Annotated in this window: 15 protein-coding genes; 9 read left to right on the plus strand and 6 right to left on the minus strand. The window is 74.8% G+C overall.

Annotation, left to right across the window (positions count from 1 at the left end; genetic code table 11):
• The first annotated feature begins 29 nt into the window (after positions 1–29).
• On the plus strand, positions 30–1,604 hold the full coding sequence (locus O2W17_RS10540; RefSeq protein WP_269192384.1) for an HNH endonuclease signature motif containing protein: 1,575 nt from the start codon (positions 30–32) through the stop codon (positions 1,602–1,604).
• A gap of 17 nt (positions 1,605–1,621) precedes the next feature.
• Here O2W17_RS10540 and O2W17_RS10545 read toward each other — a convergent pair whose 3' ends face one another.
• From O2W17_RS10545 to O2W17_RS10555, 3 genes are read right to left on the minus strand one after another with little or no spacing between them, the layout of a single operon-like run.
• On the minus strand, positions 1,622–2,245 hold the full coding sequence (locus O2W17_RS10545; protein WP_269192385.1) for an alpha/beta hydrolase family protein: 624 nt from the start codon (positions 2,243–2,245) through the stop codon (positions 1,622–1,624).
• Entirely contained in the window at positions 2,242–2,913 is a 672-nt protein-coding gene (locus O2W17_RS10550; protein WP_269192386.1) for an HAD-IA family hydrolase, read from the minus strand. The genes O2W17_RS10545 and O2W17_RS10550 overlap by 4 nt, the downstream gene beginning before the upstream one ends.
• A 4-nt stretch (positions 2,914–2,917) precedes the next feature.
• Complete coding sequence (locus O2W17_RS10555) at positions 2,918–3,613, minus strand: DedA family protein (RefSeq protein ID WP_269192387.1); 696 nt, start codon at positions 3,611–3,613, stop codon at positions 2,918–2,920.
• Positions 3,614–3,685: 72 nt separating this feature from the next.
• On the opposite strand from O2W17_RS10555, the gene O2W17_RS10560 reads away from it, so the two are divergent.
• Positions 3,686–4,984 carry an amidohydrolase family protein gene (locus tag O2W17_RS10560; protein WP_269192388.1) on the plus strand — a complete coding sequence of 433 codons (1,299 nt, stop codon included), beginning with the start codon at positions 3,686–3,688 and terminating at the stop codon, positions 4,982–4,984.
• Positions 4,985–4,986: 2 nt separating this feature from the next.
• Here the strand turns inward: O2W17_RS10560 and O2W17_RS10565 are convergent, their stop codons facing one another.
• Positions 4,987–5,376, minus strand: coding sequence for a hypothetical protein (locus tag O2W17_RS10565; RefSeq protein WP_269192389.1), 390 nt, complete (start codon positions 5,374–5,376; stop codon positions 4,987–4,989).
• 173 nt (positions 5,377–5,549) lie between these two features.
• Between O2W17_RS10565 and O2W17_RS10570 the strand changes: the two genes are divergently transcribed.
• On the plus strand, positions 5,550–5,906 hold the full coding sequence (locus tag O2W17_RS10570) for an ArsR/SmtB family transcription factor (protein WP_269192391.1): 357 nt from the start codon (positions 5,550–5,552) through the stop codon (positions 5,904–5,906).
• On the plus strand, positions 5,903–6,388 hold the full coding sequence (locus O2W17_RS10575; protein WP_269192392.1) for an SRPBCC family protein: 486 nt from the start codon (positions 5,903–5,905) through the stop codon (positions 6,386–6,388). The genes O2W17_RS10570 and O2W17_RS10575 overlap by 4 nt, the downstream gene beginning before the upstream one ends.
• Here O2W17_RS10575 and O2W17_RS10580 read toward each other — a convergent pair.
• Positions 6,349–6,702, minus strand: a complete 354-nt coding sequence (locus O2W17_RS10580) for a hypothetical protein (RefSeq protein WP_269192393.1) — start codon at positions 6,700–6,702, stop codon at positions 6,349–6,351. The two genes, O2W17_RS10575 and O2W17_RS10580, sit on opposite strands and share 40 nt — an antisense overlap.
• The gene (locus tag O2W17_RS10585; RefSeq protein ID WP_269192394.1) at positions 6,699–7,514 is read right to left on the minus strand and encodes an MBL fold metallo-hydrolase; all 816 of its coding nucleotides are present in this window, start codon (positions 7,512–7,514) and stop codon (positions 6,699–6,701) included. Before O2W17_RS10585 ends, O2W17_RS10580 begins: the two co-directional genes overlap by 4 nt.
• 63 nt (positions 7,515–7,577) lie before the next feature.
• Between O2W17_RS10585 and O2W17_RS10590 the strand changes: the two genes are divergently transcribed.
• From O2W17_RS10590 to O2W17_RS10610, 5 genes are all read left to right on the plus strand, one after another.
• Positions 7,578–9,092, plus strand: coding sequence for a TldD/PmbA family protein (locus O2W17_RS10590; protein WP_269192395.1), 1,515 nt, complete (start codon positions 7,578–7,580; stop codon positions 9,090–9,092).
• A gap of 154 nt (positions 9,093–9,246) precedes the next feature.
• Positions 9,247–10,653: a metallopeptidase TldD-related protein gene (locus O2W17_RS10595; protein ID WP_269192396.1), complete on the plus strand. Its 1,407-nt coding sequence runs from the start codon at positions 9,247–9,249 to the stop codon at positions 10,651–10,653.
• Positions 10,654–10,881: 228 nt separating this feature from the next.
• Complete coding sequence (locus O2W17_RS10600; RefSeq protein ID WP_269192397.1) at positions 10,882–11,184, plus strand: hypothetical protein; 303 nt, start codon at positions 10,882–10,884, stop codon at positions 11,182–11,184.
• Positions 11,185–11,277: 93 nt separating this feature from the next.
• Positions 11,278–11,769: a hypothetical protein gene (locus O2W17_RS10605; protein ID WP_269192398.1), complete on the plus strand. Its 492-nt coding sequence runs from the start codon at positions 11,278–11,280 to the stop codon at positions 11,767–11,769.
• A 223-nt stretch (positions 11,770–11,992) separates the two neighbouring features.
• A complete protein-coding gene (locus tag O2W17_RS10610) occupies positions 11,993–13,030 on the plus strand; it encodes a C40 family peptidase (protein ID WP_269192399.1) in 1,038 nt (345 codons plus the stop codon).
• The last annotated feature ends 1 nt before the right edge of the window (position 13,031 follow it).

The following is a 13,031-nucleotide window of genomic DNA, read 5'->3' on the forward strand; positions in this document are numbered from 1 at the left end:
CTGTCGCACCCCCGCCCTATGGTCGGGTCATGTCGGCGGGTGGTGCGTTCGCGGTCGGGGTGACGATCATCCCGGTCGACGGCGCGCCGTCCGCCTGGGAGCTGGCCGATCCGGACCCGAGTCCGAGTCCCGAGCAGTTGGGCGAGCTGCTGCCGCCGCGCCGGTCGGCGGCAGAGGTGGCCGATCTGTTACAGCAGATCACCGCGGCGGAGGCCCGGCTGGCGGCGCTGAAGGTCGAGCTGGTGCTGGATCTGGCTGCTGCCCGGCCGGCAGGCGACGACTCACGCCCCGGTGGGGTCGGTGCGCTCGACCACGACGGCGCGACGGGCCTGGACGGGGTGAGCGAGTTCCTGCCGGACGAGCTGGCCCTGATCCTCAACTGCAGCCGGGCGGCCGCGTCCACGCTGCTGGAGCTGTCGGCGACGCTGACGCACCGGCTGCCTGCGACAAGGGCCGAGCTGGGCGCCGGCCGGCTGGACTGGCCGCGGGTACGGGCGATGGCCGCAGAGGTCGGACGGGCGGCCGCCGACACCGATCCCGCGATCTTGGCGGCGGTCGAGGAAGCCGTGCTGCCGGCCGCCTCGGAGGCGTCGATCCGCAGGTTGCGCGAGACGGTGCGGTGCGCGCTGATCGCCCGTGACGCGGCGGCGGTCGACCGGCGCCGCAGGCAGGCCGAGCGAGCCGCCGATGTGACCGTCCGTCCCGTCGGGGACGGGATGAGCGAGTTGGGCGTGCTGCTGCCGCACGAGACGGCCGTCGCCTGCCGCGACACCGCCGACCGCTTCGCCCGGGCGGCGAAGGACGCCGGGGATCCGCGGCCGACGGGCATGCTGCGGGCCGGTGCGGCGGCCGACCTGATGCTCCGGCCGTGGGACGACAGCCGCCCGCCGGTGACCGCGCACCTGACAGTGGTCGCCCCACTGGAGGCGCTCGCGGTGGCGGCCTTCCAGCGCCAGGGCGGCCCGGCTCCGGCGGCGTCCGTGCCCTCGGGCGCGCCGGCTCCGACCGGGGAGGTGGACGGGGAGCCGATCACCGCAGCGCACGTGCGCGAACTGCTCACCCGGTTGGACGCCCTAGGTCCGGGCGGGCTGCAGGCGGCGGCCGGCGGAAGTCTGGAGATCGCAGTGACCGACCGCACCGGGCGGTTGCTGGCGGTGACCGGCCGTGCCGAGCTCGGTCGGCTCGCCGTTCGCGGGTGCCCGGATCACCTGGCCGGCGGATGTGCGTGTGCAGTCCTCGGCCCACCAGGCACGGTCGACCGCTACTCCCCCGCCCCTGCACAGCGGCGATTCGTCCGCACGCGCGATCGCATCTGCCGGCATCCCGGTTGCACGGTTCGCGCCGTCTGGGCCGATCTCGACCACGTCGTCGCCCACGGCGACGGCGGGGAGACCTCCTGCGCCAACCTGTGCTGCCTGTGCCGACGCCACCACCGGCTCAAGACCCATGCAGACGGCTGGCAACACACCCTCGACGAGGACGGCATCCTCACCGTGATCACTCCCAGCGGGGTGACCCGGACCAGCCGGCCGCCCGGCTGGCAGGTGCTGTACGAGCAACCCGCTGCACCGGCACCGCCACCGGACGATCCTCCGCCGTTCTGAGGAGCATGGCCGCTGGATCAAGCGGACAGGACCTCGGCCAGCCAGGAGGCGGCGGCCGCGCCGACGAGGTCCGGGTTGCGCTTGAGCGAGTGGTCGCCGGGCACGGCGTAGACCGATGCGCCGGGCATCCCGGTGAGGACGGCGGCCACGTCGGCGGGCGCCCCGAACGCATCCCGCTCGCCCTGCACCACGACCAGGGGCACGGTCACGCCCACGAGTTCGGCGGCCCGGCTCTTCTCCGGCCGCCCCGGCGGGTGCAGCGGGAAGGCCAGGGCCAGGACGCCGTCCGCGCCGACCTGCGCCGCGGTCCGGCAGGCCACCCGTGCCCCGGCGCTGCGACCGCCCACGACCAGCGGCCCGGTCAGGTGCCCGCTGCCGGGCAGGTGGGCGAGCACAGCCCGCCAGCCCTCGTCCAGCCGCGCGGGGGCGGGAGCGATCCTCTTCCCGGCCACCCGCCACGGCTGCTCGACCCGCAGCACCCGCCAGCCGGCCTCGGCGGCGTCCCGGGCCACGGCCAGCAGGTCGGCCGACTCGACGCCGCCGCCGGCGCCGTGCCCGAGCAGCAGCGTGCCGCGGGCGCCGCCGTCGGTGAGGTGAGCGCGGGCCGGGCCGTGCGGGGTGTCGATGTCGAGCGCGGTCACCGCGGCGGCAGCGCCAGCAGCGCGTCCACGACCTCGAGGATCGTCCCGCCGCTCACGTGCGGCTCGTCGTAGACCGCGGGGTACGTGCGCTCCGAGCGCGCGAACCACGCGCCGGTCAGCCCGGCCCGCTGCGCGCCGTGCACGTCCCAGCCGTGCGCCGCGACGAGCGCCAGCCGCTGCGGTTCGACGTCGCAGACCCCGGCCGCCCAGAGGTACACCTCGCGCGCCGGCTTCCAGGCCCGCACCACCTCGCTGGACAGCGAGCGCTCCACCAGCGCGCCGACCCCGCCGCGCTCGAGGGCGGCCTCCGCGACCCCGGGCGTCCCGTGGGTGAGCGTCACCACCCGGACGCCGGCCGTCGCCAGCCGGCGCAGCGCGGGCTCGACGTCGCCGTGCGGGAACGTCTCGGCGAACGCGTCGGCGACCTGCGACCGCTCCGCCTCCGACAGGTCGGTGACCTGGGCCAGCGCGGCGTCGAAGGTCGCCCGGAACGGGGCCCACGAGCCCACGGCCACGCCCGCGAACCCGGTCAGCAGGGTGCGGGCGAACACCGTCGCCAGCAGGGAGCCCGGTCGGCCGGTCTCCTCGAGGGCGGCGCGCACCGGGGAGAGGTCGAGCAGCGTCTCCATGACGTCGAAGGCCACCACGTCGGGCCGGGAACGGGTCATCCCGTCATGCTGCCGGGCGGCCGGGCTCCTCGCCCGGCGTCACCGGGGTGGGCGGGACCGTCCCCGCCTGCCGGTGCCGGCGGACGTCGCGGACGCGCTTGAACACCAGGTAGCCGACCCCCAGCGCCACGGCGGCGATGATGGCGTAGTCGATGTACTTGAGGTTCTCCTCGATGAAGTTGCCGGCCAGCACCCCGAGGCTGACCAGCAGGGTGTTCCAGATCAGGCTGCCCGCGGCCGAGTAGACGATGAACTGCCAGAACGGCATCCGCACGACGCCGGCCGGCACCGAGATGAAGCTGCGCACGATCGGCACCATCCGGCCGAAGAAGACCGCCGCCCGGCCGTGCCGGGCGAACCACTCGAAGGTCTTGTCGACGTCCTCGGTCTGCACCAGCGGGAGCCGGTCCAGGAACAGGTGCGACCGGCGCGGCCCCAGCGCCCGGCCGATGTAGTAGAAGAAGATCGCGCCCACCACCGAGCCGAGCGTCGCGAAGAGGATCACGGCCACGGCGTTCATCTCGCCCTGCCGGATCAGCACGCCGGCCAGGCCGAGCACCGCCTCGCTGGGGATCGGCGGGATGACCGTCTCCAGCAGGATGCTCAATCCCACGCCGACGGGGCCGAGGGTCTCGACCAGGTCGAGCAGGAATCCGGTGATGCCACCCTCGTCGGAGGCTGCGGCGGCGAGGAGCGACATGGCCTCCACGGTATCGGCGCCCCCGGCCCGGCGCCGCGCCCCGGGGTGGGTGCGCGGCTAGGTTCGGTCCCCATGCGGCAGCGCTTCACCGCCCGGGCCCTCGTCGTCGGCGACCGCGCGGGCACCGTCGTGCCCGACGGCGCCGTCGACGTGGTCGACGGCGAGATCACCTGGGCCGGACCGGTCGCCGAGGCCCCGCCGCCCGGCGACGCCGACGTGGTGGCGCTGCCCGGCGTCCTCACCCCCGGCCTGGTCAACGCCCACTCGCACGCGGCGATGGTGCTGTTCCGCGGCCAGGGCGAGGGGCTGCCCCTGGACCGCTGGCTGCGCGAGGTCATGTGGCCGCGGGAGGGCCGGCTCACGCCGGAGGACGTCGAGGTGGCCATGACCGCCGCGTCGGCGGAGATGCTCGGCAACGGCATCACCACCAGCGTCGAGATGTACTTCCAGCCGGAACGGATCGCCGCCGCGGTCGGCACCACCGGTGCGCGCGCGGTCATCGCCACCCCGCTGCTGCCGCTGCCCGGGATGCCGCCGATGGCCGAGCAGCTCGACGCTGCCGTCGCCCTGGCCGAGGGGGCTCCGCGCGACGGCGCGGTCGAGTACGGCCTGGGGCCGCACGCGGCCTACACCGTCCCGCTGCCGGTGCTCGCCGATGCCGCCCGGGCCGCCCGCGAGCACGACCTGCTGCTGCACCTGCACGTCGCCGAGACCGCCACCGAGGGGGCGGACCTGCTCGCCGCGCACGGCCTCTCCGTGCCCGCGCTGCTGGCCTCCCACGACGTGCTGGGCGGCCGGGTGCTCGCCGCGCACTGCGTGCACCTGGACGACGGCGACCTGGACCTGTGGCGGGAGTACGACGTCGCCATCGCGCACTGCCCGGCCAGCAACGCCAAGCTGGCCAGCGGGGTGGCGCCGCTGCGGCCGATGCTCGACCTGGGCCTCCGGGTGGGCCTGGGCACCGACGGACCGGCCTCCAACGACTCCCTCGACCTGTTCGCCGACCTGCGGCTGGCCGCGGGCATGGCCCGGCTGCGCGAGCGGTCCGCGACGGCGCTCACCGCCGCCGAGGCGTTCTGGCTGGCCACCGGAGGCGCCGCCGACGCGATCGGCCGGCCTGACCTCGGGCAGCTCGCCGTCGGCCGGCGGGCCGACCTGGTGCACGTCGACACCCGCGACCTGGCCTTCGAGCCGGTCGGCGACGCCGCCGACGTGCTCGCCCACCTGGTCTGGTCCGGCGCGGGGCGGCACGTGCGCGACGTGTGGGTCGGCGGGCGCCCGGTGGTGCGCGACGGCGCGTCCACGACGGTGGACGTCGCCGCGCTGCGGGCCGACGTCGCCGACCGCGCCGCCCGGCTCGCCAGGGGCTGAGCTCACTGCTCGACCCTGGTCGGGCCAGGTCCCGCCCCGTCGAAGGGCATGCCCACCTGCGGCAATGCGGTGCAGCCCGCCGGCAGCCGCGCCCCCTCGTCCAGCGTCATCTGCGCCCGCACGCTGCCCGAGTCGTCGCCCGCGGCATCGCCGGGCCGGACGACGGTGACGTCGTGCCCGACACCGCGGGTCCAGCCGGGCACGTCGCCGCGCGGCGCCTGCTCGGCGTGGACGTGGCCGGAGGTGTCGGTGTGCCCCTGCAGCTCGGCCAGCACCGCCCCGGGCCCGTCGGCGCCCGCCGGCAGGCCGACCACGAGCCCGGCGACGGCCACCGCGCCGACCGCCGTCACCCCGGCGACCGTCCCCAGCGCCGCCTTCGTCCTGCTGACCACCCTGCGCTCCTCCCGACGGGCCACCGGTGCGGTGGCCGGACGAGCGTCGGCCGTACCCCCGTCAGCGCGCGTCGGCCGCCGGGCGGACGCTTGGTCAACCGAATGGTTGACAAGCATGGAGCCGACCCCCTAGCGTCTACTCAACCGAAAGGTTGAGGAAGAGGAGGAACGTGGTGGCGGATCCGCTCTCCCGGGTGTTCTCGGCGCTGGCCGACCCCACCCGGCGGGACATCGTGGCGCGGCTCGCGGTCGGCGACGCCACGGTCAACGAGCTCGCCGCGCCGTACGACGTGACCGTCCAGGCCGTCTCCAAGCACCTGAAGGTGCTGGAGGAGGCCGGCCTGGTGAGCCGGAGCCGGGAGGCCCAGCGCCGCCCGGTGCACCTCGAGGCCGAGGTGTTCGACCTCATGACGAAGTGGATCGAGCGCTACCGGCGGCAGGCCGAGGAGCGCTACCGCCGTCTCGACGACGTCCTGCGCGACATGCCGGACGCCGGCCCCACCGCACCCACGGAAGGAAACCCGCCATGACCACCTCCACCCGCGAGACCCGGATCGACGTCGACCCCGACGTCCCGCTCGTCCGCATCACCCGCGAGTTCGACGCCCCGCCCGAGAAGGTGTTCCGGGCGCACGTCGACCCCGAGCTGTTCGCCCGGTGGACCGGGCCGAAGGGCATGCAGGTCCGGATCGACCGCTTCGACTGCCGCACCGGCGGCTCCTACCGTTTCGTGATGTCGCAGGACGGCGAGGACTACGGCTTCAACGGCGTCTTCCACGAGGTGCGGACGAACGAGCTCATCGTCCAGACGTTCGCCTTCGAGGGCATGCCGGACGACGTCGCACTGGAGAAGATCGTCCTGGAGGACCTCGGGAACGGGCGCACCCGGCTCACCTCGACGTCCCTGGTCGACTCGTTCGAGGGCCGGGACGGCTTCGTCGCCAGCGGCATGGAGGTCGGCGTGAACGAGGGCTACGAGAAGCTCGACGCGCTCCTCGCCGGCGGGAGCTGACTCACCCCCCGTGCGGCGCGGCGGTCCAGCTGCCACCGGCGCAGCCGGACCGCCGCGCCCAGCAGGGCCCGGGCGGGCGGCGTGGCGAGCCGGCCGCAGGTCGCGGCGATCGCTGCGTTCCACGCCCCGTCGTTGAAGGTCGGGTACGCGTGGGTCGTGCCCGTGAGGTCGCCCGCCGTCAGCCCCTTGCGGACCGCGAGGGTGAGCTCGCCGAGGGTCTCGCCGGCCCGGGGCCCGACGACGGTCGCGCCGACGATCCCCGCCGTGCCGCCACCGACCACCAGCAGGTCCCAGACGTCCCGGGGCGCGGTCATGCGCGCAGGCTGATCGTCTCGCCGCGGTGGGCCGGGCGCACGGTGCCCGGCAGCTCCCGGCGGGCCACCTCGGCGACGAACTCGCCCAGCGGGGACGCGAACACGCCGTAGTCGTCGTAGTGCACCGGCACGGTGACCGGCGGCTTGAGCAGCTCCACCAGGTCCGCGCCCTGGCGGCCGTCCATGGTCACGGTCAGCCCCAGCACCTTGGTCCCGCCGAGGTGCGGGACGACGACGTCGAGCGGGCCGCACCGCTCCAGCACCTCGCCCAGGAACGGCCGGTAGAGGGTGTCGCCGCTGATGTAGCCGCGCCAGCTCACCTCGCCGTCGCGCAGCAGCTCCAGCACGCTGCCCATGACCTGGGGCAGCACGCGGGCCAGCGGGCCGGGGCCGTGCACGCCCGGCACGGAGGTGACCCGCAGCGTCTGCCCGCCGCGGGTGAACGCGTGCGTCTCCCAGGGGCGCAGGTCGGCGGTGGCGGTGAACCCGCGGTCGGCCAGGCAGGCCGCGGCCTCCGGCGTGGTGACCACCGGGGTCTCCTTCGCCAGCTGCTTCGTGGCGATGCGGTCCCAGTGGTCGCCGTGCATGTGCGACAGCAGGATCCCGTCCAGCTCGGGCAGCTGCGTCGGCTGCAGCGCCGGTTCGGTCAGCCGCTTGCTGCGCAGCCCGTAGCCCAGGTGCGCCCGCTGGCCCCGGTGCAGGAAGTTGGGGTCGGTCAGCAGGGTGAAGGCCCCGATCCGCAGCAGCATCGTCGCGTTGCCGCCGAAGGTCATCGTCACGTCGTCCACGGGCCGCCGCTCCAGGTCTGCCATGCGCAGGCGATTACCCGTGCCGTACCGGCTCACCCCTGCCCGGGCGCTGGTAGACAGGGGGCCGTGCCAGCACCCCGCGCCATCGACGAGGCGTTCCTCGCGCTGCCGCTGTCCGCGCTCACCGACGCCGCGCTCACCCGGGCGGTCGACCTCGGCTGCGAGCACGCCGACCTCCGGGTCGAGCGCATCCGCACCCAGACGATCAGCCTCCGCGACGCCCGCCCCGAGGCGTTCACCGACGGCGAGGACCTGGGCCTGGCCGTCCGCGTGGTGCACGAGGGCACCTGGGGGTTCGCCGCCGGCGTCGTCCTCACCGCCGCCGAGGCCGTCCGCCTGGCCGAGGAAGCCGTGGCGGTGGCCCGGGTGGCCGCCGCGCTGAACTCCGACCGCATCGAGCTCGCCCCGGAGCCGGTGTACCCCGACGCCACCTACGTCTCCGCCTACGACGTCGACCCGTTCACCGTCCCGGACGCGGAGAAGTCCGCGCTGCTGACCGAGCTGTCCGAGCAGCTGCTCGCCGCCGACGGCGTGGAGCACGTGCAGGCCACCTGCATGCTGGTCAAGGAGCAGAAGTACTACGCCGACACCGCCGGCACCCGCACCCGCCAGCAGCGGGTGCGGATCCACCCCGACCTGACCGCGCTGACCGTCGACCGGGCCACCGGCTCGTTCGAGAGCATGCGCACGCTGGCCCCGCCGGCCGGCCGGGGCTGGGAGTACCTCACCGGGACCGGCTGGGACTGGCGTGCCGAGCTGGCCGAGATCCCCGAGCTGCTGAGGGAGAAGACCAAGGCGCCGTCCGTGCAGGCCGGGCGGTACGACCTGGTGATCGACCCGTCGAACCTCTGGCTGACCATCCACGAGTCCATCGGCCACGCCACCGAGCTCGACCGGGCGCTGGGCTACGAGGCCGCGTACGCCGGCACCTCGTTCGCCACCGTCGACAAGCTCGGCACGCTGCAGTACGGCTCGCCGCTGATGGACGTGACCGGTGACCGCACCGCCCTGCACGGGCTGTCCACCGTCGGCTGGGACGACGAGGGGGTCGCCGGCCAGCAGTGGGACATCGTCCGGGACGGCGTCCTCGTGGGCTACCAGGTGGACCGGAACATGGCCCGGCGCCAGGGCATGGAGCGCTCCAACGGCTGCGCCTTCGCCGATTCGCCGGGCCACGTGCCGGTGCAGCGGATGGCCAACGTGTCGCTGCGCCCCAGCCCCGACGGCCCGTCGACGCAGGACATCATCTGCGGGGTCGAGCGCGGCATCTACGTCGTCGGCGACAAGAGCTGGTCGATCGACATGCAGCGGTACAACTTCCAGTTCACCGGCCAGCGGTTCTACAAGATCGAGGGCGGCCGGCTGGCCGGGCAGCTGCGCGACGTCGCGTACCAGGCCACGACGACGGACTTCTGGGGCTCGATGCGCGCCGTCGGCGGCCCGCAGACCTACGTCCTCGGCGGGGCGTTCAACTGCGGCAAGGCGCAGCCCGGCCAGACGGCGGCGGTCAGCCACGGCTGCCCGACGGCGCTGTTCGAGGACGTGTCGGTTCTGAACACCGTCGAGGAGGCCGGGCGATGAGGCCGAGGACGACGGTTGAGCGAGCATCGCAGGGAGATGCCCGAAGCCGACAGGGAGTGAGCATCGCAGCGAGCGCCAGCGAGCGAGGAGCGGAGCGACCGCGGAGGCGACGGGTGGCACAGACCGAGGAGCGGAACGAGACCGGAGTCGGGCGATGACCCGCAAGCAGCGTCCGCAGGACGTCGTGGAGCAGGCGCTGGCCGCCTCCACGGCGGACGGGCAGATCACCTACGTCGTCGAGGGGAGCGAGGCCAACCTGCGGTGGGCGGGCAACAGCCTCACCACCAACGGCGCCATGCGCTCGCGCCAGGTGGTCGTCGTCTCCTTCGTCGACGGCGCCGCCGGCACGGCGGTGGGCACGGTGACGCGGTCGGGGACGCCGGACGTCGCCGAGCTGGTCGCCGCCAGCGAGCAGGCCGCCCGCGCCGCCGGCCCGGCGGAGGACGCGATGCCGCTGATCGTCCCGGGTCCCGACGGCGGGGCGCCCCCGGGCACCGGCGACTGGGCGGCCGACCCGGCGGAGACCTCCATCGACGTCTTCGCCGAGTTCGCCCCGGCGCTGGGCCAGGCGTTCGGCGAGGCGCGCGACCGCGACGAGCTGCTCTTCGGCTACGCCGAGCACTCGCTCAGCACCACCTACCTGGGCAGCTCGACCGGCCTGCGGCTGCGGCACGACCAGCCCACCGGGCGGGTCGAGCTCAACGGCAAGACGCCGGACTTCGGCCGCTCGGTGTGGGCGGGCACCGGCACCCGCGACTTCACCGACGTCTCGGTGGCCGGGCTGGCGGCGGACGTGCAGCGGAAGCTGGCCTGGTCGCGCCGCCGGGTGGACCTCCCGGCCGGCCGCTACGAGACGCTGCTGCCGCCGTCCGCGGTCGCCGACCTGATGATCTACCTGTACTGGACGATGACGGCCCGGGACGCCGACGAGGGCCGCAACGTCTTCGCCCGGGCCGGTGGGGGCAACCGCACCGGGGAGCGGCTGGCCGGCCTGCCGCTGACCCTGCGCAGCGATCCGCACGCGCCCGGGCTGGAGGCGGCGCCGTTCCAGCTGGTCGGGGCCTCGTCGGGGTCGGCGTCGGTCTTCGACAACGGCATGGCCGCACCGGCGGTGGACTGGATCTCCGGCGGGGTGCTCATGAACCTGATCCGCCCGCGGGCCTGGGCCCTGCGGACGACGGCCCCGGCCACCGCCGCCGTCGACAACCTCGTCCTCGAGCAGCCGGGCGCGACCGCCACCCAGGCGGAGATGGTGGCCGCGACCGACCGCGGGCTGCTGCTGACCACGCTCTGGTACATCCGCGAGGTGGATCCGCAGACCCTGCTGCTCACCGGTCTCACCCGGGACGGCGTCTTCCTGGTGGAGGGCGGCGAGGTGACCGGCGCGGTGAACAACTACCGGTTCAACGAGTCCCCGGTGGACCTGCTCGGCCGGGCGGTGCAGGCCGGTGCCACCGAGCGCACCCTGCCGCGCGAGTGGAACGACTGGTTCACCCGGACGGCCATGCCGACGCTGCGGGTGCCCGACTTCAACATGAGCAGCGTCAGCCCGGCGAGCTGAGCCCGGCGAGTCGAATGACAAGCACGTGATTCCCACAAGTGGATCGCGGCAGCGCTGGCGGAAACTGACGGCGACGAACCGTACTGACGGAATTACGCTCGGTATCGGAAGGCGAGATGACCGAGGGCTTTACCCGAGCCCTCGTGCTGCCGAAACACCTGGTAGCTCGAATCTTCCACAAACCGCACGCAGGCCCCGCTCCCACGGGGCTGTCGAGGGGAGGACTCCGTGAGCAGGAGTCGCAAGCCGTCCGTCTTCCAGGTGGGCAAGGTCCGCGACGACGGGCACACCGTCGTCATCTCCGGCTGGGGCCTGGGCCTCTGCGCCGCGGCCTGCGCCTGCCACCGCCACCCGGCCGCCGGCCACCTCGCGATCGCCGAGAACCAGGCCGGCGGGTCCATCGGCCTGGTCAGCTTCGCCGAGGGCGGCTGCGACTGCTGCGAGCCGTGGACCGCCGAGGAGCTCACCGCGATCCTGCGCGACTTCTCGGCCGTCGCGAGCCTCGACGTCCAGGAGCCGCTCGCCGGCTGAGACCCCCCCCCGCCCCGGGCGTCGCTGCGCCCGGGGCGGGGTGTGTTCTCCCGCAGGGTGTTCCCGGCGGCCCTTCCGGGGTAGGGCGGGCCCATGCTGGGACGCGCTGCCCTTCGGGGTGCACTCGCCGGTCTCGCCGGTGTCGCCGTGATGACCCTGGGCGAGAAGGCCGAGCAGGCCGTCACGCACCGGCCGGACAGCTCCGTGCCCGCGCGCACGCTCACGGCGCTCACGACCCGCCGGCGGCTGCCGGAGTCCGCCCGCCCGCTCGCCCGCAACCACCTCATGCACTGGGGCACCGGCGCGGCCGTCGGCGCCCTCCGCGGCGTCTGGGCCGCCTCGGGCCTGCGCGGCTGGCGCGCCTCGGCCTGGCACACCTCGATCCGGCTGGCCACCGACCAGACGCTGGAGAACGCCACGGGCGTGGGCGCCCCGCCCTGGACCTGGTCCCGTCGCGACCGGCTCGTCGACGTGGGGCACAAGGCCGTCTACTCGTTCGTCACCGGCGCGGTCGCCGACCGGCTGGTCCCGCTCGCGCCGGACCGGCTGCGCGACGGCACCGCCGCCCGCCCCCGCCGCCGCTGATCCGCCCGATCCGATCGACCGCCTGATCCGTCCGTCCGCCTGATCCGTTCCTCCGCGCGTGACGGGAGACCCCCCGTGGTGCGCGTGTGACGGACGGGGTGGTGGCGTCTACCGGCACCCGCGCGCCCCTCGCTACCTGTCGACACCAGATCCCTACCGTCCGTGCTGACGCGCATGGTTGCGGCCCCTTCCCCGGGCCCGGCGCAGGTGATCGGAGGCCTCGGTGCACGCGCAGCGCTTGACCACCCGTCGCCGTTCGCGCGCCGTCCTCGCGGTCGGTACCGCGCTCGTGGCGGCCGCGACGGCGGTTCTCTCCCCGGTGATGACGACCGCGGCGCACGCCGAGCCGGGCTCGGTGGCCGAGGCCGCCTCGCTGATGGCCGAGGCCGCGCAGCAGCTGACCGCGATCGACGCACAGGTCCACGAGGCCGAGGAGATCGTCGCCGGCCAGCAGCAGGCCGCCGCGGACGCCGCCGCCCGGGCCCAGGCCGCGCGCGACGCCCTCGCGGTGCACGAGCCCCAGATCCGGGCCATCGTGCACAGCAGCTTCACCGAGAAGACCCAGTCCCGGGTCGCCGCCTTCCTCACCAGCGAGTCCGCCGAGCAGCTCGTCCAGCAGATGACGACGCTGGACATGATCGCCATGCACACCAACTCGGTCATCGCCGAGGTCGCGGCGGCCCGCGCCGCCGCCGAGGAGGCGCAGGCCGCGGCCGACCAGGCGGCCGCCACCGCGCAGGCGGGCCTCACCGAGCTCCAGGCGCAGCAGGCGGAGGTCGCGCGGCGGGCCGCCGAGTACCAGTCGGACTACGACCGGCTGTCCGCGGCCGAGCGGGACCGCGTCTCCACCCTCGTCGCCGGCCCCCGGCTGAGCACGCCGTCGGTGGCAGAGCTGCCGGTCGCGTCGGGCAGCGCGGCGGCGACCGCGATCCAGGTGGCGCTGTCGAAGGTCGGCTCCCCGTACCGGTCGGGCGCGACCGGCCCCGGCGCCTTCGACTGCTCCGGGCTGACCTCCTACGCCTACGCGGCCGCCGGCATCGCGCTGCCCCGCACCAGCAGCGGCCAGTCCAAGATCGGCCCGCAGCTCTCCCGCGGTCAGCTCCAGCCGGGTGACCTGGTCTTCTACTACTCCCCGATCAGCCACGTGGCGCTCTACATCGGCGACGGGATGATCGTGCACGCCCGCACCTACGGGACGCCGCTGTCGGTGACCTCGGTCGACCAGGGCGGCTTCCGCTTCGGGGTGCGCCCCACCGGCTGAC

Origin of the sequence: Blastococcus sp. VKM Ac-2987, assembly GCF_026967805.1 — a bacterium.
In the GTDB taxonomy this organism is placed as follows: Bacteria; Actinomycetota; Actinomycetes; order Mycobacteriales; family Geodermatophilaceae; genus Blastococcus.